General features: G+C 73.0%; 18 protein-coding genes. 6 read left to right on the top strand and 12 right to left on the bottom strand.

All coding sequences use genetic code 11. The features are described 5' to 3' along the window. Positions 1-154 precede the first annotated feature (154 nt). Genes ACFPZI_RS12265 through rsmH form a run of 3 tightly spaced genes read right to left on the bottom strand, consistent with a single transcriptional unit; the run spans position 155 to position 3,734 of the window. Positions 155-2,131: a peptidoglycan D,D-transpeptidase FtsI family protein gene (locus ACFPZI_RS12265; RefSeq protein WP_381362137.1), complete on the bottom strand. Its 1,977-nt coding sequence runs from the start codon at positions 2,129-2,131 to the stop codon at positions 155-157. A 5-nt stretch (positions 2,132-2,136) separates the two neighbouring features. Further along, on the bottom strand, positions 2,137-2,694 hold the full coding sequence (ftsL, locus tag ACFPZI_RS12260; protein WP_381362135.1) for a cell division protein FtsL: 558 nt from the start codon (positions 2,692-2,694) through the stop codon (positions 2,137-2,139). Between the two features lie 56 nt (positions 2,695-2,750). Further along, complete coding sequence (gene rsmH / locus ACFPZI_RS12255; protein WP_381362134.1) at positions 2,751-3,734, bottom strand: 16S rRNA (cytosine(1402)-N(4))-methyltransferase RsmH; 984 nt, start codon at positions 3,732-3,734, stop codon at positions 2,751-2,753. A 436-nt stretch (positions 3,735-4,170) separates the two neighbouring features. Here rsmH and ACFPZI_RS12250 point away from each other — a divergent pair, with 436 nt between their 5' ends. From ACFPZI_RS12250 to ACFPZI_RS12235, 4 genes are all read left to right on the top strand, one after another. Continuing rightward, a complete protein-coding gene (locus ACFPZI_RS12250) occupies positions 4,171-4,719 on the top strand; it encodes a beta-class carbonic anhydrase (RefSeq protein WP_381362131.1) in 549 nt (182 codons plus the stop codon). Between the two features lie 297 nt (positions 4,720-5,016). Further along, positions 5,017-6,090: an AAA family ATPase gene (locus ACFPZI_RS12245; RefSeq protein WP_381362128.1), complete on the top strand. Its 1,074-nt coding sequence runs from the start codon at positions 5,017-5,019 to the stop codon at positions 6,088-6,090. After that, the gene (locus ACFPZI_RS12240; protein WP_381362126.1) at positions 6,090-7,490 is read left to right on the top strand and encodes a DUF58 domain-containing protein; all 1,401 of its coding nucleotides are present in this window, start codon (positions 6,090-6,092) and stop codon (positions 7,488-7,490) included. The genes ACFPZI_RS12245 and ACFPZI_RS12240 overlap by 1 nt, the downstream gene beginning before the upstream one ends. Beyond that, the gene (locus ACFPZI_RS12235) at positions 7,487-9,889 is read left to right on the top strand and encodes a DUF3488 and DUF4129 domain-containing transglutaminase family protein (protein ID WP_381362124.1); all 2,403 of its coding nucleotides are present in this window, start codon (positions 7,487-7,489) and stop codon (positions 9,887-9,889) included. The genes ACFPZI_RS12240 and ACFPZI_RS12235 overlap by 4 nt, the downstream gene beginning before the upstream one ends. Positions 9,890-10,138: 249 nt before the next feature. Here ACFPZI_RS12235 and ACFPZI_RS12230 read toward each other — a convergent pair whose 3' ends face one another. From ACFPZI_RS12230 to ACFPZI_RS12220, 3 genes are all read right to left on the bottom strand, one after another. Next, entirely contained in the window at positions 10,139-10,564 is a 426-nt protein-coding gene (locus ACFPZI_RS12230) for a DUF3040 domain-containing protein (protein ID WP_381362121.1), read from the bottom strand. A gap of 289 nt (positions 10,565-10,853) precedes the next feature. Further along, positions 10,854-11,624, bottom strand: coding sequence for a methyltransferase (locus ACFPZI_RS12225; protein ID WP_381362119.1), 771 nt, complete (start codon positions 11,622-11,624; stop codon positions 10,854-10,856). 184 nt (positions 11,625-11,808) lie between these two features. Beyond that, on the bottom strand, positions 11,809-12,408 hold the full coding sequence (locus ACFPZI_RS12220; RefSeq protein ID WP_381362117.1) for an SAV_6107 family HEPN domain-containing protein: 600 nt from the start codon (positions 12,406-12,408) through the stop codon (positions 11,809-11,811). A gap of 181 nt (positions 12,409-12,589) precedes the next feature. On the opposite strand from ACFPZI_RS12220, the gene ACFPZI_RS12215 reads away from it, so the two are divergent. Further along, positions 12,590-13,219, top strand: a complete 630-nt coding sequence (locus ACFPZI_RS12215; protein ID WP_381362114.1) for a TetR/AcrR family transcriptional regulator — start codon at positions 12,590-12,592, stop codon at positions 13,217-13,219. A gap of 462 nt (positions 13,220-13,681) precedes the next feature. After that, positions 13,682-15,223, top strand: coding sequence for a phytoene desaturase family protein (locus ACFPZI_RS12210; protein ID WP_381362111.1), 1,542 nt, complete (start codon positions 13,682-13,684; stop codon positions 15,221-15,223). Positions 15,224-15,290: 67 nt separating this feature from the next. On the opposite strand, the gene ACFPZI_RS12205 is transcribed toward ACFPZI_RS12210, so the two are convergent. The 6 genes from ACFPZI_RS12205 to ACFPZI_RS12180 all read right to left on the bottom strand — a co-directional run bounded on the left by ACFPZI_RS12205 (position 15,291) and on the right by ACFPZI_RS12180 (position 20,537). Beyond that, positions 15,291-16,262, bottom strand: coding sequence for an SCO2102 family sporulation regulator (locus ACFPZI_RS12205; RefSeq protein WP_381362109.1), 972 nt, complete (start codon positions 16,260-16,262; stop codon positions 15,291-15,293). 56 nt (positions 16,263-16,318) lie between these two features. Continuing rightward, positions 16,319-17,242, bottom strand: coding sequence for a methylenetetrahydrofolate reductase [NAD(P)H] (gene metF / locus ACFPZI_RS12200; RefSeq protein ID WP_381362107.1), 924 nt, complete (start codon positions 17,240-17,242; stop codon positions 16,319-16,321). Positions 17,243-17,416: 174 nt separating this feature from the next. Beyond that, positions 17,417-18,097: a thiamine phosphate synthase gene (gene thiE, locus ACFPZI_RS12195; RefSeq protein WP_381362104.1), complete on the bottom strand. Its 681-nt coding sequence runs from the start codon at positions 18,095-18,097 to the stop codon at positions 17,417-17,419. A gap of 365 nt (positions 18,098-18,462) precedes the next feature. Next, positions 18,463-18,828, bottom strand: coding sequence for an Rv2175c family DNA-binding protein (locus tag ACFPZI_RS12190; protein WP_381362101.1), 366 nt, complete (start codon positions 18,826-18,828; stop codon positions 18,463-18,465). An 83-nt stretch (positions 18,829-18,911) separates the two neighbouring features. Then, positions 18,912-20,153 carry an NAD(P)/FAD-dependent oxidoreductase gene (locus tag ACFPZI_RS12185; protein ID WP_381362098.1) on the bottom strand — a complete coding sequence of 414 codons (1,242 nt, stop codon included), beginning with the start codon at positions 20,151-20,153 and terminating at the stop codon, positions 18,912-18,914. A gap of 39 nt (positions 20,154-20,192) precedes the next feature. Next, positions 20,193-20,537 carry an avidin-fold protein gene (locus ACFPZI_RS12180; protein WP_381362095.1) on the bottom strand — a complete coding sequence of 115 codons (345 nt, stop codon included), beginning with the start codon at positions 20,535-20,537 and terminating at the stop codon, positions 20,193-20,195. Positions 20,538-20,580: the final 43 nt, after the last annotated feature.

Here is a 20,580-nt window from a genome sequence, read left to right as displayed (position 1 = left end):
GCCGCGCGCGGTGCCGTCCGGCGGGGAGCTGTGCGGGGCGGCGGGGTCCGGTACGGAGCGGGGGGTGTTCCGGTTCCCGGGGTCGGGGGTGATCGTTGTCACGGGCTGTTCCTGGGTGGTTCCGTGCCGGCCGGGCGCGAGGGTTCGCGACCGGTCAGCGCTTGAAGGTGACCGGGAGGTTGGCCGGTTCGGCACCGGTCGGCGGCACCTGGAGGGTCTTGAGGGCGAACTCCATGACCTGCTTGTAGACGGGTCCGCAGATCTGGCCGCCGAAGTAACTGCCCTCGGTGGCGTTCTGGATGACGCAGGAGACGGTGACGCGGGGCTGGTCGGCGGGCGCGAATCCGGCGAAGGAGGAGGTGTAGCCGTGATACTTGCCGGTGGCCGGATCCACGCGGTTGGCCGTACCCGTCTTCCCCGCCACCCGGTAGCCGGGGATGCGCGCCTTGGCGCCGGTGCCCTCCTCGTCGTCCACGACCGATTCCAGCATCCGGGCGAGCGTCTTCGCCGTCTTCTGGCTGACGACCCGTGTCTCCTCGGGCTTCGGGGCGGGGGTGAAGCTTCCGTCGGGTCCCTTGGTGCCGCGTACCAGTGTGGGTTCGACGCGTACGCCGTCGTTGGCGATGGTGGAGTAGACGGACGCGGCCTGCATGGCATTGACGGACACGCCCTGGCCGAAAGGAATCGTGTACTGCTGGGAGGTCGACCAGGCGTCGGGCGGGGCGAGGATGCCCTTGGTCTCGCCGGGGAAGCCGAGTCCGGTGTGGCTGCCGAGACCGAACGCGCGCAGGTAGTCGTGGAGCACCTTGTTGGCGGCGGCCTGGGTCTTGCCGAGCTGGCCGGTGGCCAGAATGGTGCCGATGTTGCTGGACTTGGCGAGTACCCCGTTGAGGGTGAGGTACCAGGTCGGGTGGTCGACGTCGTCCTTGAACAGGCGGTCGCCGCGGTGCAGCCGGTTCGGCACGACGACACGCGTCTGCGGGGTGGCCGCTCCCTCCTCCAGTACGGCCGCCATGGACAGGACCTTGGCGGTGGATCCGGGCTCGAAGGCGTCTTGGAGGGCCGCGTTGCCGAGGGTCGCCGGATCGGCCTCGGAGAGGTCATGGGGATCAAAGCCGGGCGCGTTGGCCATGGCGAGGACCTCGCCGGTGCGGGTGTCCTGGACGATGACGTAGCCGCGGTCGGCCTTCGACTTCTCCACCTGCTCGCTGATGGCGTTCTGCGCGGCCCACTGGAGGTCGCGGTCGATGGTGAGCTCGACATCGCTGCCGGGGACGGCCGGTGTCTCGCTGGAGCCCACGGTCGGCACCAGACGGCCGCCGGACTGGGCGTAGCGGATCTTGCCGTCCTCGCCGGCGAGCCGCTTGTCCAGCTGGAGTTCGATGCCGCCGCCGCCCTTGCCCTCGGCGTTGACCCAGCCCAGTATCCCGGCGGCGAGTTCGTTGTTGGGGTACACCCGCTTGCTGGTGGGCACGGACAGGACGCCGGCGAGGACGTTGACGGAGGACGTGTCGGTCTCCGCCTTCTTGGTCAGCGCGGACTTCAGGTCCTTGATCTGCTGCCACACCTGGGGGGTCTGGCGGCTCGCGAGCTTGACGTAGCGCAGGGCCTTGTTGTCCGGCCGCAGCTTCTCGACCAGCTGGTCCTGGTCCTGGCCGAGGATCGGAGCGAGGAGGGCTGCGGCCTGTTCGGGGCCGTCGGCGATCTCCAGTTGGTCGGGGGTGAACAGCGTGGGGTCGGCGGTGATGTCGTAGGCGTCCTCGCTGGTCGCCAGGGCGACGCCGTTGCGGTCGGTGATCTTGCCGCGCTCGGCGTCCAGCACCTGGCCGACGTAGAGGTTCTGTCCGGCCTTCGCGGCATAGGTGTCGGCCTTGACGGCCTGCACCTGGAGCAGGCGTACGACGAAGACGCTCAGGACCAGGGCCAGCGCCAGGCCGACCAGGCGCAGCCGGGGGCGCGGGCTGCCCAGCCGGATGACCTTCGGGGCCGCCGGGCCCGGCGGCCGGGGGCGCGGGGCCGGGCGGGGGATACGGGCCTGTCGGGCGCCGGGTCCGGGGCGCTGCCCGGCGCCCGGGCGGGCGGGCCGGGCGGGGCCGGGCACGCGGCGGCGGGGCGGTTCCCTGTCGGACACTTCCGTCACCTGCCGGGAGTCGATGCGGGGGTGGACGCGGGGGCGGGCGTGGGGGTTGGCGTGGGAGCGGCCTCGGAGGCGGTGGAGGCGGCCGTGGGGTCTGCTGCCGTGCCCGGTGCTGTGCCGGGCGCCGTGCCCGGGAGCGGGGCCGTCACGGTGGCCAGCGCTTCGGGGGCGAGCACCAGGGGTGCGCGGGAGGCGGTGGCGGGGCTGGGGACACCCTTGACCTTGCCGTCGGGGTCCAGGAAGGCGGGGTCGCCGCCGGGCACCATGCCGAGCTCGCGGGCCCGGCGCTGGAGGGCGTCGGGGGCGGAGTAGGCGTCGATGTCCCGCTGGAGGGCCTGTTCCTCGTCGGTGAGGCTCTTCGTCTCCCGCTTGAGGTCGTCGAGCCGGAACGCGCCCTCGCTGAGGGCCGAGTTCAGCACCAGGAGCCCGATCAGACCGCCGCCCAGGAGAAGGACGACCAGCACCACGAAGGGGGTACGGGCCGCCTGGGCCCGCCCCGTGGGGAGGAGCCCCGCGAGACGGGCCGCCCTCCCCCTCAGTTCGGGTTTCCTGCTCACTCACGCCCCCCTGGGTTCGCCCGAAGCCTGCCTTCCGCACTCGAGTGCCCCGCACGTCATTCGAGGTGCTCCCTGATGCGCTGGGCGCCCCGCAGCCGCGCGGGTGCCGCTCGCCGGTTCTCGGCGATCTCCTCCTCGGTGGGAAGTTCGGCACCGCGGGTGAGCAGCTTGAGCCGGGGCTGGTAGCGCTCGGGAACGACCGGCAGCCCGGGGGGCGCGGTGGTGGCGGCGCCCGCCGCGAGCACCTGCTTGACCAGCCGGTCCTCCAGGGAGTGGTACGACAGCACGGCGATCCGGCCGCCGACGTCGAGTGCCTGCACCGCGGCCGGGATCGCCCGCTCCAGCACGGAGAGCTCGCCGTTGACCTCGATGCGCAGGGCCTGGAAGGTGCGCTTGGCCGGGTTGCCGCCGGTGCGCTTGGCGGCCTGCGGCAGCGCGTCCCGGATCAGCTCGACCAGGCGTGCGCTGGTGGTGAACGGCTCCTTCTCCCGCTCGCGCACCACCGCGGCCACGATCCGCTTGGCCTGCTTCTCCTCGCCGTAGGCGCGCAGGATGCGGACGAGGTCGCCGGGCGGGTAGGTGTTGAGGACCTCGGCGGCGCTGATGCCGGCCGACTGGTCCATGCGCATGTCGAGCGGGGCGTCCTGGGCGTAGGCGAAGCCGCGGTCGGCCTCGTCGAGCTGCATGGAGGACACGCCCAGGTCGAACAGGACGCCCTGCACGCGCGGGACGCCGAGCCGGGCGAGCACGTCGGGGAGTTCGTCGTAGACGGCGTGGACCAGGGTGGCGCGCTCGCCGAAGGGGGCGAGCCGCTCGCCGGACAGGCGCAGCGCCTCCTTGTCCCGGTCCAGGGCGATCAGCCGCGCCTCGGGGAACCGCGTCAGCAGGGCCTCACTGTGGCCGCCGAGGCCGAGGGTGCAGTCGACGACCACGGCTCCCGGGTGTTCCAGGGCGGGCGCCAGCAGGTCCAGGCACCGCCGGAGCATCACCGGGACGTGCCGGCTCTGCCCGCCCGTGTTCGCATGCGCTTCGCGCCCCATGGGTTCTGGGCCCTCTTCTCAAGGTCCGGCGCGGCCGTGACGCACCGCCGGGTCCCCGCCCCTCCCCCGGTGTGGACGGGGCGGCCTGCCGGCGCCGGAGGCGACAGCCGGCCGGGAACGGGAGGAGGCCGAGCCGTACGTACGCGCAGCGCACGCGGGGAGATCTCCGGGACGCTGCCCGGTTCTCCGGGGGAAATCAGTGCAGCGGGGAGTCTCGCCTCCCGCTTCGCGTCACTTTAGTCCACGGTGTCGCCCGGTCAATCAACCGGCCTGCGCGGCGCGGCCCTCGGCGCGAGGACAACCGCATCACAGGGAAACCACCCGTACGAGGGAGCTCACACCCCCCTTGTGGGTCATCTCACACCAAAGGTGGATGACGTTCTTTGTCCTGTCTCACAGCGAGCCCGGACGGCAGGTGACCAGTACCGTCATGGCTATGACGACTTCTGCATCGGTTCCCGCGGGCCCAGGAAGCGCGACAGTCGGCCAGGGCACGGTCACCGACCGCCTGGTGGACGCGAACGAGCAGTACGCCAACGCCTTCGCCGATCCCGGGATGGACGCTCGACCCGTCCTCCGTGTCGCCGTGGTGGCCTGCATGGACGCCCGGCTCGACCTGCACGCCGCGCTCGGTCTCGAGCTCGGCGACTGTCACACCGTCCGCAACGCCGGAGGTGTCGTCACCGACGACGTGATCCGGTCGCTGACCGTCAGCCAGCGGGCACTCGGCACCCGCAGTGTGGTGCTCATCCACCACACCAACTGCGGCCTGGAGTCCCTCACCGAGGAGTTCCGGCACGAACTGGAGATGGAGGTCGGCCAGCGGCCCGCCTGGGCCGTGGAGGCCTTCCGGGACGTGGACCAGGACGTACGGCAGTCGATGCAGCGGGTGCGCACCTCGCCGTTCCTGCCGCACACCGACGACGTGCGCGGATTCGTCTTCGACGTGAAGACCGGTCTGCTGCGCGAGATCGACCCCGCCTGACCCGTCGACCCGCTCCGAGGACATCCTTCGCTGGGGGTCCGCGCGCCCGTTCTCCGGATTCCACAAGGTCGAACGACATTCACAAAAGTCTCACGACCTGGCATATCGCCACCAGTTGTCCACAGGCGAGTGACACGAATCGGTAACGGCGGCAAGAATGCGGGAGTGATGCCGTGTGGAACCTTTCCCGCGCGGTGTCCGTGATTCGGGGTGGGCCGCTCCACACAGCAAGACGTCGGCCCGGACATGTGGGTCCCTCGTTCCTTCGGAGCGGGGGAAAAGGCCGAGGAGGGCCGGGTGACGACCTATGAGGATCGTGCGAGCCGTGGGGGCGCCCCCGACCGAGCGTATGCGCGGGTGGGGGATGATCTGACCGCCGTGGCCGAGCGCGTGCGGGGGTCGGTGGAGAGCGTGATCGAGGGCAAGCCCGAGGTCGTACGGCTCTCGCTGACCGTGCTGCTCGCCGAGGGACATCTGCTCATCGAGGATGTCCCGGGCGTCGGCAAGACGATGCTGGCCAAGGCGCTGGCGCGGTCCATCGACTGCTCGGTGCAGCGCATCCAGTTCACGCCGGATCTGCTGCCGTCGGACATCACCGGTGTGTCCATCTGGGACCAGCAGCGCCGCGACTTCGAGTTCAAGCCGGGTGCCATCTTCGCGCAGGTGGTGATCGGCGACGAGATCAACCGCGCGTCGCCGAAGACGCAGTCCGCGCTCCTGGAGTCGATGGAGGAGCGCCAGGTCACCATTGACGGCACGACCTACGAACTGCCCAGTCCCTTCATGGTGGTGGCGACGCAGAACCCGGTCGAGATGGAGGGCACCTATCCGCTGCCGGAGGCCCAGCGCGACCGGTTCATGGCCCGCGTCTCGGTCGGTTACCCGAGCCTCGAGGCCGAGCTGGAGATGCTGGACGTGCACGGCGGCGTCTCCCCGCTGGAGGGCCTCCAGCCGGTGGCGCACGCGCACGACATCCTGAAGCTGATCGAGGCGGTGCGCGCCGTCCATGTGGCCGAGCCGGTCCGCCGGTACGTGGTGGAGCTGGTCGCCGCCACCCGCACGCACCCCGACCTCAGACTCGGCGCCTCCCCGCGCGCGACGCTGCACCTGCTGCGCGCCGCGAAGGCGTCCGCGGCGCTGAACGGCAGGGAGTACGCGCTGCCGGACGACGTGCAGGCGCTCGCCGTGGCCGTCCTGGCGCACCGGCTGCTGCCCACCGCCCAGGCCCAGCTCAACCGCCGCACGGCCGAGCAGGTGGTGCAGGAGATCCTGCAGCGCACGCCGGTCCCGGCCGCAGCCCCGCAGCAGACCGGCATCGGCGTGGGCCGTGGCGGCCCCGGGTACGGCCGGCAGCAGCCGCGGAGGCTGTGATGACGACCGCGGGATCGGTCCACGCGGAGGGCGACCACGATGACCGGGGCGGCCTGCGCACAGCTCTGGCCGGGCTGACCACCCGCGGGCGCTCCTTCCTGGCCGCCGGTGCGGCCGCCGCGGTCTGCTCCTATGTGCTCGGGCAGAGCGATCTGCTGCGGGTCGGGCTGCTGCTGGCGGTGCTGCCGCTGGTGTGCGCGGGGGTGCTCCACCGGACCCGCTACCGGGTCGCCGGCAGCCGCCGGCTCTCCCCCTCGCGGGTACCTGCCGGCTCCGAGGCACGGGTGCATCTGCGGATGGACAACGTCTCCCGGCTGCCCACGGGCCTGCTGATGCTCCAGGACCGGGTGCCCTACGTGCTCGGGCCGCGGCCCCGGTTCGTGCTGGACCGGGTGGAGGCGGGCGGGCGCCGCGAGGTGTCCTACCGGGTCCGCTCCGACCTGCGCGGCCGCTATCCGCTGGGGCCGCTGCAACTGCGGCTCTCCGACCCGTTCGGGATGTGCGAACTGACCCGGTCCTTCTCCACGTACGACACGCTGACGGTGATCCCGCGCGTGGAGCCGCTGCCGCCGGTGCGGCTGAGCGGTGAGGCCCAGGGGTACGGCGACGGGCGGCAACGTTCACTGGCGCTGGCCGGCGACGACGACGTGATCCCGCGCGGCTACCGTCACGGCGACGATCTACGCCGGGTGCACTGGCGTTCCACCGCGCGCTACGGCGAGCTGATGGTGCGTCGCGAGGAGCAGCCGCAGCGGGCCCGGTGCTCGGTGCTTCTGGACACCCGCGTCATCGCCTACGACGGCGCGGGTCCGGATTCCGCGTTCGAGTGGGCGGTGTCGGGTGCGGCGTCCGTGCTGACGCACATGCTGGAGCGGGGTTTCTCGGTGCGGCTGCTGACCGACACCGGCATGTCGGTGCCGGGCGAGGGCTCCGACGGGTTCGTGGGCGCGAGCCAGGATTCGGCGGACGCGGCCGGGCTGATGTTGGACACCCTCGCGGTGGTCGACCACTCCGACGGGGCGGGTCTGTCCCGGGCGTACGACATGGTCCGCGGCGGGAGCGAGGGGCTGCTGGTCGCCTTCCTCGGTGATCTCGACGAGGAGCAGGCGGCGGTGCTCGCCCGGATGCGGCAGCGCAGCCGGGGCGCGGTCGCCTTCCTCCTGGACAGCGGGACCTGGCTGCGGGAACCGCCGGACGCGTCCGGTCCGTCGGATGTGTCCGGTCCGTCGGATGTGTCCGGTCCGTCGGACGGTGGCGGGGAGCGGTCGCGGATGCTGCGCGAGGCGGGCTGGACGGTGGTGGGCGTGCCACGGGGCGCCTCCCTGGAGGAGCAGTGGCGGCTGGCGGACCGGGAGCGTTCCGGTCTGGCGGCGGCGAGCGGTGGGGAGGGAGCAGGGTGAGTGGACGACTGCGGCTGACGCTGGCCTCGTGGGCGGCCACGCTGCTGGCCGCGTGCGCGCTGCTGCCGCTGGTCGATCCGCCCTTCTGGATCGTGCAGGCGGCCTTTCTGCTGGCGGTGCAGTCGGGCGTGGGCGCGGTGGCCCGGCGGGTGCCGCTGGCGCGCCCGCTGACGGTGGCGGTGCAGGCCCTTGCCGCGCTCGTGCTGCTGACGCTGGTCTTCGCGCGTGAGCACGCGTTCGCCGGCCTGCTGCCGGGACCGGACGCGTTCCGCTTCTTCGCCGAGCTGCTCGACCAGGGCGGGACGGACGTCGGCCGTTATGCGATACCGGCGCCGCTGTCCGAGGGCATCTGGTTGATGCTGATCGGCGGCGTCCTGGTGATCGGGCTGCTGGTGGACGCCCTCGCGGTGACCTTCCGCAGCGCGGCTCCGGCCGGGCTTCCGCTGCTCGCGCTGTACTCCGTCGCCGCGGGTCTGTCCGACGGCGGGGCCGACTGGCTGTGGTTCCTGCTGGCGGCGGCCGGTTATCTGATGCTGCTGCTCGTGGAGGGGCGTGACCGGCTCTCCCAGTGGGGGCGGGTCTTCGGCGGGGCGTCGCCCGGCTCGCCCGGCGAGCCGGGCTACGCCCGCGCCCCGGTGCGCACCGGCCGGCGGATCGGGGTGCTCGCGGTGGGCATCGCCCTGGTGGCGCCGCTCGCTCTGCCCACCATGAACGGCGGCCTGCTGGACCCGGCGGGTTCGGGTGTCGGCCCGGGCTCCGGCGGGGGTGGCACGATCTCCGCGGTGAATCCGCTGGTGTCACTGCGCGACTCGTTGAACGTGGACGAGGACCGCCAGGTCATGTCGGTGCGCTCCGAGGCGGAGAACGTCTCGGACCTGTATCTGCGGATCGTCTCCCTGGACGACTTCGACGGCACCACCTGGAAGCCGTCCAAGCGGTCCATCACCACGGTGCCCGACGGCGCCTTCCCCACCCCGGCCGGCCTCGGCCCGGACATCGAGCGCGAGGAGATCGGCACGACGATCTCGATCGCCGACTGGTACGGGCAGGACTGGCTGCCGATGCCGTATCCGCCGAGCGGTGTGGACATCAGGGGCAACTGGCGCTACGAACCGGTCGGGATGACGCTGGTCGGCGACCACGGCCAGAACACCCGGGGGCTGACCTATCAGGTACGCAGCCTGGACGTGCGGCCCACGGCGGAGCAGCTGGCCGCCGCGTCGGCGCCGCCGGCCGCCCTGGAGCGGGACTACACCGAGCTGCCCGACTCGCTGCCCGCGGTGGTGTCCCGGACCGCCCGCGAGGTCACCGAGGGGGCGACGAACGCGTACGACCAAGCGGTCATGCTCCAGGACTACTTCACCCTGTCGGGCGGCTTCGAGTACGACACCGAGGTCGACGTCGGCAGCGGCTCGGAGGCGATCGCCCGTTTCCTGAGGGGCAAGGAGGGCTTCTGCGTCCACTTCTCCTTCGCCATGGCGTCGATGGCCCGGTCCCTGGACATACCCGCCCGGGTCGCGGTGGGCTTCGCGCCCGGCACCCCGCAGGCAAACGGCACGGTGGCGGTGGGGCGGCGGGACGCGCACGCCTGGCCCGAGCTGTACTTCGAGGGCGTGGGCTGGACCCGTTTCGAGCCGACACCCACGCGCGGTTCGGTGCCGGAGTACACCGTGCCGGAGACCCCGGACAGCGCGCTGCCCGACCCGGCCCGGCCGTCCGCGGCGGAGCCCTCGGAGCCCGCGGCAGCCCCGTCGAAGAGCGAGAGCTGCTCGGTACAGCAGCAGCGGCTGGGCGACTGCGCGAGCGAGGCACCCCTGGCGACGCTGCCCACGGACGGCGACGGGCCGAAGTGGTACGTGGTCCTGGGGTGGGTGCTGGGCGGTCTCGCCGTCCTGGTGCTGCCGCTGGCACCGATGCTGTGGCGGCTGCGGACCCGTTCGGTGCGCCTGGGCGCGCACGGCCGGTCCGAGGCGGGCACGGCGTCGCACGCCCTGGCCGTCTGGGACGAGCTGACGGACACGGCATGGGACGTCGGTATCTCCCCGGACGAGTCGCTGACTCCACGCAGGGCGGCGGCCCGGATCGTCCGGCTCGGCCGGCTCGACCCGGAGGCCGCGGCCTCGGTGCGCCGGGTGGCGGATGCCGTGGAGCAGGTCCTCTACGCGCCGCAGCCGCGCCCGACGGCGGGCCTCACGGACGATGCGCGCCGGGTGGTGGCCGGACTGAGATCCGGGGCCGGCCGGGGCATGCGGCTGCGCGCGCTGTTCCTGCCGCGTTCCACGGTGCGGGTGGTGTGGGCGGTGTCGGCCCGGTGGGCCGCCGTCCGGGACCGCGCCCTTGCCCTGCGGCCGACATGGCGCAAGCCCACGTGGCGCAAGCCCTCGCGGCAGCAGGGGTGACGGGGCGGGTCCGGGCCGGTCGGCGCCGGGCCCGGACCCGGCCGGGCAGGTGCGACCCCGGCTGAACGGGTGCACGGTGAGGGGCGGGACGGCCGGAAACCGTCCTGCCCCTCACCTTCGTACCGCTCCTTGCCATGACCGGCGCCCGGCGTGGGCCCGGGTGCGGACACGCGTCAGGGGGTGACCACCGACTCGGTGATCACCCCCTGACGCGTGTCTTTGCGCAGGTCCTGGAGTGGTGTGGGGGAGCTACTGCCCGCCGCCCTGTTCGTCGCGGCGGCGCTGCCAGCGCTCCTCTATGCGGTTCATCACGGAGCGCCGCTGCCTGCCCTGCCGGTCGGACTGCGGCACACCGGTGGAAGAACCAGCGGCACCGGCGGCGTCGGCCGCCTGCTCACCGGGCTTGGGCGCCTTGCGCCAGCCGGTCACCGCGAGAACCGCGCAGCCCAGCATGACGAGGAATCCCACCACACTGAGCCAGACCTGCTGGGCGACCATTCCGGCCATGAGGAGCGCAATACCTACGAGGAAGCCCACGATCGCCTGGTAGACCCGCCGACGGGTGTACGTACGCAGGCCACTTCCCTCGAGCGCCGACGCGAACTTGGGATCTTCGGCGTACAGCGCTCGCTCCATTTGCTCGAGCATGCGCTGCTCGTGCTCCGAGAGCGGCACGGCGTCCTCCTCATCGTGCAGTCGCCGGGGCGACCCGGGGGGTCCCTTCAGGATAGGCAGGGATTCGCCCCCATGAAACCCGCCCCTCTGCGCCAATTGGCCGACCGGCTCGCGTCATGGGCGTCCCGGCCCCTCGAGGCTTCTCATTCCCCGACGGCCAGGCCGTCATGCCGGACGGTCTCCCTCGATCATACGGTGCCCAGCCGCCATTCGGGGGGCCTGTGGCGGACTCCATGCACGGTGCGGCGACGGACGCGTCGCTGATCAGCGACGCGTCACAGGCGGCTGCTCAGGCCCCTTCGGCCCCCGGCGCCTCACCGAGCACATGGAGCTGGGTGGCCACCGAGTGGAAGGCAGCGAGTTCGGCCGCCGCGGCCTCCAGCTTCAGCAGCGCGTCGAGGGCTCCGGGCTCGGTGTCCACCAGTCCGCCGGGGACGAGGTCGGCGAAGACCCGCACACCGTGCACGGCGCCGACCCGCAGGCCCGCCCCCTCGACCAGAGCGGTGAGCTGACCCGCGGTGAAACGGCGCGGCACGGGGTCGCCCGCACCCCATCGGCCGTTCGGGTCCTCGAGCGCCTGCCGGGCCTCCGTGAAGTGACCGGCGAGGGCGCGGGAGAGCACGGCGCCACCGAGGCCGGCGGCGAGCAGGCTGAGGACGCCTTCGGGGCGCAGGGCGGCCACCGTGTTGCGCACACCCTCGGCCGGGTCGTCGACGTACTCCAGGACTCCGTGGCACAGCACCACGTCGTAGCCGCCGCGCTCGGCTACGTCGAAGAGGCCGTGGGCGTCGCCCTGGACGCCGCGGACCCGGTCGGCGACGTCGGCCTCGGCGGCGCGGCGCTCCAGGGCGAACAGCGCGTTGGGGCTGGGGTCGACGACGGTGACCCGATGGCCGAGGCGGGCCACGGGCACGGCGAAGTTGCCGCTGCCGCCGCCGGTGTCGAGGACGTCCAGCGCCGGCCGTCCCGTCGCCTTGGCCCGGCGTTCCAGGGCGTCCTGGAGGACCTCCCAGACCACGGCGGTACGGAGAGCGGCGCGGGGGCGCAGGGTGTCCGACACGGCAGTTGACTCCTCGGCGCGGCACCGCCTCGTTCACGGCGGAGCGATCGGGCTGCCTCCCCGGCCCGGACAGGGAACGCGGAGGCTTCAGGCGTCTTCCACCCTATTGCCTGCGCCCCATTGCCCGCGCCGCGCTGCCCCGCCACCGCCGGGCGGTGGCGGGGCAGGAGACCGGGAGGAGCGCTCAGCCCGCGTCGGGCATCTCGCGGGCCGTGCCGCCGCCCGGGTCAGGGTCGCCCGGGTCGCGGCCGTCGGGGTGGTCGGAGGGATCCGCCTCCGTGCGGGACTGCGGGAGGGCGGGCTGGAGGACGAGCATCCGCTCGACCAGGCGCAGGAACATCGCCACGTCCCGTATCAGGTCGTCGGCGTCCCGGCTGCCGGCCGCGCCTCGGATGCCCGCCTCGGCGCGGGCGCGGCGCCGGGCGCCCGAGGCGAACAGGGCACTCCATTCGGTGAGTTCGGGCGCGATCTCGGGAAGCACTTCCCAGGCGCTCCGGATTTTGCTCCGGGCCCTGGGCGAGGCCTCGGGCCGTCCCCGTGCGGCGAGCACGGCGGCGGCGGTGCGCAGGGCGGCGAGGTGGGCCGTCGCGTAGCGCTCGTTGGGGGTGTCGAGGACGGTGGCCTCGTCGAGTCCGGCACGGGCCTGGGCAAGCAGGTCGAGGGCGGCGGGCGGGGCGGTGGCGCGGCGCGGCACCGGGTGGACATCGCTCGCGGGGCCGGTCAGTGAGGGGGCAGGGCCAGCGGCGCGGCGCCGGCTGGCGGCGGCTGCGGACGAGTGGGCCATGACGAACCTCCTGTCGTCTTCGTGACGGCTCTGTGGCCGTATGTGTTCATCGTGAGGTATGCCACTGACAATCCGTTCCGACCTGGGGTTTCGCTTCGATCGACTGTTCGGTGCCAGGCGGACCGGTCACGGAGCCGAGCCCGTGGAGGGGCGGACCGGCGGTGCTGTGAGAATCAGGTGCATGGAACGCAGCAGCACCACGTCGGGCGGCAGCGCCCGCCGCGAGGCCACCCGGCAGAAGCTCTACGAGGCGGCCGTCACGCTCATCGCGGAGCAGGGCTTCTCCGCCACCACCGTGGACGAGATCGCCGAGCGGGCGGGGGTCGCGAAGGGCACGGTCTACTACAACTTCGCGAGCAAGTCGGTCCTCTTCGAGGAACTGCTGCGGCACGGGGTCGGGCTCCTCTCCGCCTCTCTGCGGGAGGCGGCCGAGCGGACGGCCGGGGCGGGCGGCGGCAAGGTCGACGCCCTGGACGCGATGGTCCGGGCGGGGCTGGTCTTCATCGACCGCTACCCGGCCTTCACCCAGCTGTACGTGGCCGAGCTGTGGCGCACCAACCGGGCCTGGCAGTCCACACTGCTGGTGGTCCGGCAGCAGGCCGTGGCGGTCGTCGAGGACGTGCTGCGCGAGGGCGTGGACAACGAGGAGTTCAGTGCGGAGATCGACATTCCGCTGACGGCGGCGGCGCTGGTCGGCATGGTGCTGGTGGCCGCGCTGGACTGGCAGGCCTTCCAGCCGGAGCGTTCCCTGGACGACGTGCACGCGGCGCTGTCCCGGCTGCTGCAGGGGCGCGTGAGCGGCCACTGCTGAGGCGGCGGGCGACCGCACCCGGCGACCGGCGGCGGTCGTCGACCGGCCCAGGACACGAAAAGTGCCGGTCCGACGGTGGCTGCGTCCCCCGCGAGCCACTGCCGGACCGGCACTTTTCGTGCTCCCCGTACGTCCCCCCGTGGAACCCCCGTTGCGGTCGTCCCCCGGTTCCCCCGTGCCTCGCTCCCGCCGACACGGCCGGCGGAAGGAGCGGATCGCGGGCCCGGACCGTTCCGGCGCCCCGTGTCGCCGGTTCCGGAGCCGTGCCCCTCTCCGTGGTCTCCACTCTCTCGTTTTCGCAGGTCGTGGCCCATCCGCGCGCGTACTCATCTCGGGGACTAGGTACGGGTACTCAGCCCTGCGCACCCGGCCCCACACGGCCCGGCCGCCGGCTGGTCATCGGGGCGTGGGCGGCGGTACTCGGGTTCGGGGGTGTCCGTGGGGGCGGATAAAGTCCCTGACATGGCACGGATTTCGGTGATCGGCGCCGGGCTGGGCGCGATGGCGGCCGCTGCCCGGCTGGCCGTCGCGGGCCACCGGGTGGCGGTGTACGAGCGGACGGACACGTACGGCGGCGCGCTGCGCCGGCTGGAGCGGGAGGGCTTCTCGTTCGACACCGGCCCCGGGCTGCTCCCGCTGCCGGCGGTCTACCGCGATCTGTTCCTGAAGACGGGCAAGGAGCCGCTGGAGGCCTGCGTCGAGCTGGTCCAGGTCGACCCGTCGTCGCACCACGTGTTCGCGGACGGTACGCACGTCCCGCTGCCGAACGCGTCCCGCGCGGGTGTCGTTTCCGCCCTGGACGCGGCCCTCGGCCCTGCCGCCGCCAAACGCTGGGGCGACTTCCTGGTGCGGGCCCGCGAGGCCTGGGACAGGACCCGCAGGCCGCTCCTGGAGGAGCCGTTGTGGCCCGACTGGCGGGTGCTGGCCGGGCGCGAGCCCTACCCGGCCGTCCCTCACAGGAAGCTGCTGCGCACGCGCACGGCGGGCACACTCGCCGAGGTCGCCGCCTGGGAGCTGCGCGATCCCCGGCTGGCCTCCCTGCTGGAGGGGTACGCGCTCGAGCACGGCCTGGACCCCCGGTCCACGCCGGCGAGTGCGGCGGTACTGCCGTACATGGAGCACGCCTTCGGTACCTGGTACGTCCGCGGCGGCATGCGGGAGCTGGCCCGCGCGGTGTACGAGCGGTGCCTGGTGCGCGGGGTGGAGTTCCGCTTCGGCGCCGAGGTCACCGGGGTGCTGGAGAAGAACGGCCGGGTGGCGGGCCTGGAGTTCACCGAGGGCGCCTTCCCTGGCTCTGGCTCCGACGGCGGGAGCGGGGACGGGGCGGTGGCCGAGGCCGATCATGTGATCGCGGGGGTGACGCCCGGCGCGCTGGACCGGCTGACCCGGGGGACGCGGGTGCGGGGCGAGGGCGAGGTGGTGGGCCACTTCGGGACAGCGAGCCGTCTGACGGTGCTGCTGGCGCTGCGCGGCGGACGTCCCGAGGGGACACCGCACCGGACGGTCGTGCACACCCGGGACCGGGAGGCCGAGCTGGAGTCCCTGTTCGGCTCTCCCGCGGTCCTGCCCGCACACCCCACGGTCACGGTCCTGCGCCCCGACGACCCGGCCCTGGTCCCCGACGCGGACCATGAGGCGGTCACCCTCACCTCGGCGGTGCCCGCGGGCTTTGCGGGACCGGGCCTGGACGAGCACGCGCGGAACATGATCACCGCCGCCGAGCGGGCCGTACCCGGCCTGCGCGACCGTCTCCTGCACAGCGAGGTCCGCACCCCGGACGACATCGCGGAGGCGACGGGCGCGGAGGGCGGAGCGGTGCCCGTCCCGGCGCTCGCCGCGGCGGGCGGGCGCCTGCTGCACCCGTCCAACAGCACCGGCATACCGGGGCTGTTGACGGTAGGCGGCTGGTCGCACCCCGGCGGGGGCCTCCCGCACGCCGGGATGTCGGGTGCGCTGGTCGCGGGCCTGATCGTGGAGGGACCGGAGTTCCGCGGGTCCCAGTGAGCCGCGATGGGCCGGGGCGGGCCCCCGCGGGACGGATCACCGGCCGGGGCCGACGGCCGGGGCCGGGTCAGTAACGGTACTGCTGCTCGTCGTACCCGTTGCCCGGGGTCTGGCCCTGCTGGCCGTTGTCCTGGTACGGATACGGCTGCTCCTGCGGGAGTTCGCCGCCGTACAGGTCGTCGGTGTTGCGCTGCTGCGGGACCCACAGGCCGCCCGCCGGGGTCTCGCCGCCGTAGCCGCCGCCGTACTGGTCCTGGCCGTAGCCCTGCTGGCCGTACTGCTGCTGCGGGTCGGTGTATCCGGTGTCGTACGAGGTCCCGTCATAGGTCGGGTTGCCGATGTACGGGTCGGAGTAGGCGGCGTACTGCTGCTGTTGGCCCGTGGTGTCGTAGGACTGCTGCTGGCCGTAACCGGAGTAGCCGTAGGCGTAGTTCTGGCCGGTGTCGTAGCCCTGGTCGGTGCTCTGGGCGGTGGCCGCGTACTGGTCCTGGGCGGGGGTGGCGTACCCGTTGTCGCCGTAGACGCCGTACGAGCCGGTGTCGTCGGGCATGGGCTGCGGCTCGTAGACGGCGGTGGTCTCGGCGGCCTCCTGCTGCTCGCCGCGCACGGGCGTGAACACGTCGTCGCGGTCGTAGTCGTCGTCGGTTCCGTAGGAGGCCCGGTCGCGGCGCTGCTCGGCGCCCTCGTCGCCGTACCCGTCGCCGGTGGCCTCCAGGCCGGAGACCTCCAGGGTCGGCTCCTCCCGCTCGCGGTCACCACGGCCGCCCTTGACGGCGGACAGCAGCGGGGTGTTGACCGCCCAGCCGGCCGCGAAGCCGCGGCGGAACGACAGCGTGACGTAGGTCTGACCGATCGCGAAGGCGACGGCGCCCAGGCCGATCACGACGACGGACGGGATCAGCACACCGAGCACGACGCCCAGAAAGCCCGCGAAGGCGAGCAGCCGCCAGCGCAGGCGTGCCTTGTACTGCAGCAGCACCTCGCCGAGCAGCCACAACGCGACCACACCGAACGCGATGTAGAGGACCGTCCAGCCCATGTACGCCCCTCTCCCAGTGGCCGCTACGCAGTGTGTCGTACACCGGTGCGACCGGTCTAGGCCCGCAGTGGGTGATGCAGGCCCAGGTTCTCGTAGATTTCCAGCGTCGCCGTGGAGTTGTTCAGCGTGATGAAGTGCAGTCCGGGCACTCCCTCGGCCAGCAGCCGTGCGCAGAACTCCGTGGCGAACTCGATACCGATGGAGCGTACCGCCGCCGGATCGTCCGCCGCTGCGAGGATCCGCTCTTTCAGGGCATCCGGGAACGACGCGTTACTGAGCTGCGGCAACCTCTCCAACATCTTCACACTGGTCACCGGCATGACCTCCGGAATCACCGGTGTCCCGCAGCCCGCCGCGTCGACCCGGTCCCGCAGGCGCAGATAGGACTCGGGCTGGAAGAACATCTGGGTGATCGCGTAGTCGGCGCCGGCCCGGCACTTGTCGACGAAGCGTGCGACGTCCGTGTCCCAGCCGGACGACCTGGGGTGCATCTCCGGGAAGGCGGCGACACCCACGCAGAAGTCACCCGACTCCTTGATGAGCCGGACGAGTTCGGCGGCGTAGGTCAGGCCCTGCGGATGCGGGATCCAGTCGGCCATCGGATCGCCGGGCGGGTCGCCCCGCACGGCGAGCATGTTGCGGATCCCGGCGTCGGCGTACTGGCCGATGATGTTGCGCAGTTCGGCGACGGAGTGGTTGACCGCGGTGAGGTGGGCGACCGGGGTGAGGGTGGTGTCGGCGACGATCTGCTCGGTCTCGTGGACCGTGCCCGCGCGGGTGGACCCTCCGGCGCCGTACGTGACGGAGACGAAGTCCGGAGCGACCGCCTCGACCCTGCGCAGCGCGCTCCAGAGGTTCCGCTGGCCCTTGGGCGTCTTCGGCGCCGAGAACTCGAACGAGTACGTCGTCTTTCCGGCAGCGAGCATGTCACGCACAGTGCGCGCGTGATCAGTCCTGACGGATGCTGTTCCGAGGGCCATACCGGCAGGTTAGCCAGGGGGTGCCGGTCCCCCAACCGGATGCGGGAGATTTGCCGGAATTGTCGACTTGTTGTCCACCCTTTGGACACGCGGTGACGAGTGGGGAGGCGGCGGGCCGGGGTGGCGGGCGGCGGGCGGGGTACCGGCGGCGGGTGACGGGTGCCGGCAGGGGCGTCAGCGGCGGGTGCCCGGTGCCGCCTGCCGCAGCCGCCTCGCGAACTCGGCCGCCGCCGCGCCCGGGTCGTCCGCCTCGGTGATGGCCCGTACGACGACGACCCGGCGGGCGCCGGCCTCCAGGACCTCGTCGAGGTTGCCGAGGTCGATGCCGCCGATGGCGAACCAGGGGCGGTCGGTGCCGAGGGCGGCGGCGTACCGGACCAGGCCGAGGCCGGGGGCGTGGCGGCCGGGCTTGGTGGGGGTGGGCCAGCAGGGGCCGGTGCAGAAGTAGTCCACGCCGTCCTGCACGGCGGCCGCGGCGGCCTCGGACTCGGCGTGCGTGGAACGGCCGATCAGGATGTCCTCGCCGAGGACGGCCCGGGCCGCGGCAACGGGGAGGTCGCCCTGTCCGAGGTGCAGTACGTCGGCGCCGGCGGCGTGGGCGACGTCCGCGCGGTCGTTCACCGCGAGCAGCTTGCCGTGCCGGGCGCAGGCGTCCGCGAGGACCTCCAGGTGCCCCAGCTCCTCGGCGGCCTCCATGCCCTTGTCCCTGAGCTGGACGATGTCGACGCCGCCGGCCAGGACCGCGTCCAGGAACTCCGCGAGGTCGCCCTGCCGCTTGCGGGCGTCGGTGCAGAGGTAGACCAGGGAGTCGGCGAGGCGGGCGCGCGGGGCGGTGCCTGCGGCGGTGTCGGGCATGCGGGAGTCCCCCGTGTGTCGGTGGCGGCCGGGCCCGGCCGGCGCGGGGCGGGCCCGGTGGGTCGTCGGCGGATGCCCCCGGCCCACCGGGGCCGGCGGAGCGCACACCGCAACGGACCCTATGCCGCTGCCCCGGCGACCGGGAGACCGGCCGCGAGCGGGCCGGCGGCCACCTGCGGCCGCGGGGCCCTCCCGGCGCCCTGTGACAGCGGCGCCGGGTGGCTGTTTCACGGCCGGGTACCTGCATGAGTGCGAGTGCGGGCCCAGGCCCGCGTACGCACACAGCTGCGTACGCACACAGCTACGGGAGCACACGAGGATGTGCGTACCGGCGCTTGTGCGGGTCCCGGCGTTCCGTCCCGGGGTCAGACGGCGAGCGCCTGGGCGCGGCGCTTCACCTCCGTGCCGCGGTTCTCACTCAGTGCCTGCGCGGGCGTGCCCGGCAGGCTCTCGTCGGGGGTGAAGAGCCATTCCAGCATCTCTTCGTCCGTGAAGCCGTCGTCCCGCAGGAGCGTCAGGGTCCCGGAGAGGCCCTTGACGACCTTGTCCTCGTCGATGAAGGCGGCGGGGACGTGCAGTGCGCGGTTCTCACCCCGGCGTACGGCGATGAGCTGGCCCTCCTTGACCAGATGCCGGACGCGCGTCACCTCGACGCCGAGCATCTCGGCGATGTCGGGAAGGGTGAGCCAGGCGGGGACGAGAGCATCGATCTTTGCGTCAATCTCGGTCACGGGACAAGCCTGCCATCTGGCACTGACAGCCGGAAGTCGGACCCCTCCACCCGGGCGGACGTATCAGCCCGAAGGATTCCGGTTCACGCCTTCGCCGACTTCAGCGGTCTCGCCGGGTCGGCCAGCAGCGTCTCGTCCATCACCGTGCCCGCCTCGATCAGCCGGCGCCCCTGGGCCAGGTCGCGGGGGCGGCCCACCGCCAGCAGCGCGACCAGCCGGGACGCGCGGAGCCAGCAGACCGTCCACGCCGGGCCGTCGGCCTCTCCGCGCCACACCGTCCGGTCGGCGTCCGCGTGGTGCCCGGCGTACTGGACGAAGCGTCCGAACTGCTCGGACCAGAAGTACGGCACCGGGTCGTACACCGCGCGGGGCGCACCGGTGGCCGCCCCGATGATGTTCGCCGCGACCGTGCGCGGGCCCTGGAGGGCGTTGTCCCAGTGGTGCACCAGCAGGCGTTCGCCGTACCGCTCCGAGGGGAAGGACGCACAGTCGCCCACCGCGTACACGTCCGGCACGGAGGTCGTCAGGCGGGCGTCGGCGACCACCTCGCCGTGCTCGCCGAGCTCGATTCCCGAGCCGGCCAGCCAGGCGGTGGCGGGGCGGGCACCGATACCGACGACGACGGCGCCCGCGGGCAGCCGCGCGCCGTCGTCGAGCACCACCGCGCCGGGCTCGACGCGCTCCACGCGCGCGTGCGTCCGCAGCACCACTCCCGCGTCGTCGTACCAGGCGGTCATCGGGGCGGCCACCTCGGCGGGCAGCGCCTCGGCCAGTGGCCGGTCGGCGGCCTCCACGACGGTGACCGCGCAGCCCGCCTCGCGCGCCGCCGTGGCGAACTCCGCGCCGATCCAGCCGGCACCGACGACCACGATGTCCTGCCGGCGCGCGAGCACCGGCCGCAGCCGTTCGACGTCGTCCAGGGTGCGCAGCAGATGAACGCCCACAACCCCCTCCGCGCCCGGCAGCCGGACCGGTTCGGCTCCGGTCGCGACGACCAGCACGTCGTAGGGGACCGGCCCGGCCTCCGTGTCCAGCTCGTGGTCGGCGGGACGCAGCCCGAACACCTCGCAGCCGAGCCGCAGTTCGATGCCGAGTGCCTCGAAGTCGACGTCGAAGGCGGAGCCCTCCGCCGTACCGAGCAACACCGCCTTGGACAGGGGTGGCCGGTCGTACGGCTGGTGGGGTTCGGCGCCGATCAGCGTCACGGTGCCGGTGAAACCCTGCTCCCGGAGGGCGACGGCGGTCTGCACGCCGGCCATTCCGGCCCCCGTCACCACCACGCGCCGCGGCCCGGCCGGTCCCCGTTCCTGCGTCTGCTCGCTCACCTGATCACCATAGACACCTGCCCCATCGCCGGACAGATCTCAGGGGGCCGTGAGCTGCTCCACCACGCTGGTGCCGCTGCCCGGCTGCGACTCCCACTCCCAGGTCTCCTCCAGCCGCACCCGCCCGTCGGGCAGTTCCACGACCGTGGACTCGCAGTGGCCCGAGGAGGTGGTGCCGTCGTGCTTGAGCTGCACATACCGGAAGTCCAGCCGGTCCCCCTCCCTGGTGCCCACCAGGTGCCCGCGGACGACGTCACCGCCCGCGTACTCGGCCCAGATCCGGCCGTCCCGCTCGTGGTAGACGAACCGGGTGCGGGTGCCGACCTGCCCCGGCGCCTGGTCGGCGACCGGGGAGAGAACCAGGCCGTCGAGTGAACCAGCCATGTGAGGCTCCCTGCGCGTTCGTTGTTCCGGCGTTGTTCCGGGG

This window comes from Streptomyces chlorus (genome assembly GCF_042655885.1).
GTDB lineage: Bacteria > Actinomycetota > Actinomycetes > Streptomycetales > Streptomycetaceae > Streptomyces > Streptomyces chlorus.
The sequence above is the reverse complement of the archived record's forward strand: the minus strand, read 5'-3'. Positions and strand labels throughout refer to the sequence as shown.

What these genes read in the sequence shown, in the direction of transcription:
- ACFPZI_RS12205 (WP_381362109.1), bottom strand. Translation starts at nt 16,262, where the DNA reads ATGGGCTGGACGGTCCTCTACATCGCGTTCGGTGTGGTCGCGTTGTGG.
- metF (WP_381362107.1), bottom strand. Translation starts at nt 17,242, where the DNA reads ATGGCCCTCGGAACAGCATCCGTCAGGACTGATCACGCGCGCACTGTG.
- thiE (WP_381362104.1), bottom strand. Translation starts at nt 18,097, where the DNA reads ATGCCCGACACCGCCGCAGGCACCGCCCCGCGCGCCCGCCTCGCCGAC.
- ACFPZI_RS12220 (WP_381362117.1), bottom strand. Translation starts at nt 12,408, where the DNA reads ATGGCCCACTCGTCCGCAGCCGCCGCCAGCCGGCGCCGCGCCGCTGGC.
- ACFPZI_RS12240 (WP_381362126.1), top strand. Translation starts at nt 6,090, where the DNA reads ATGACGACCGCGGGATCGGTCCACGCGGAGGGCGACCACGATGACCGG.
- ACFPZI_RS12250 (WP_381362131.1), top strand. Translation starts at nt 4,171, where the DNA reads ATGACGACTTCTGCATCGGTTCCCGCGGGCCCAGGAAGCGCGACAGTC.
- rsmH (WP_381362134.1), bottom strand. Translation starts at nt 3,734, where the DNA reads ATGGGGCGCGAAGCGCATGCGAACACGGGCGGGCAGAGCCGGCACGTC.
- ACFPZI_RS12180 (WP_381362095.1), bottom strand. Translation starts at nt 20,537, where the DNA reads ATGGCTGGTTCACTCGACGGCCTGGTTCTCTCCCCGGTCGCCGACCAG.
- ACFPZI_RS12210 (WP_381362111.1), top strand. Translation starts at nt 13,682, where the DNA reads ATGGCACGGATTTCGGTGATCGGCGCCGGGCTGGGCGCGATGGCGGCC.
- ACFPZI_RS12215 (WP_381362114.1), top strand. Translation starts at nt 12,590, where the DNA reads ATGGAACGCAGCAGCACCACGTCGGGCGGCAGCGCCCGCCGCGAGGCC.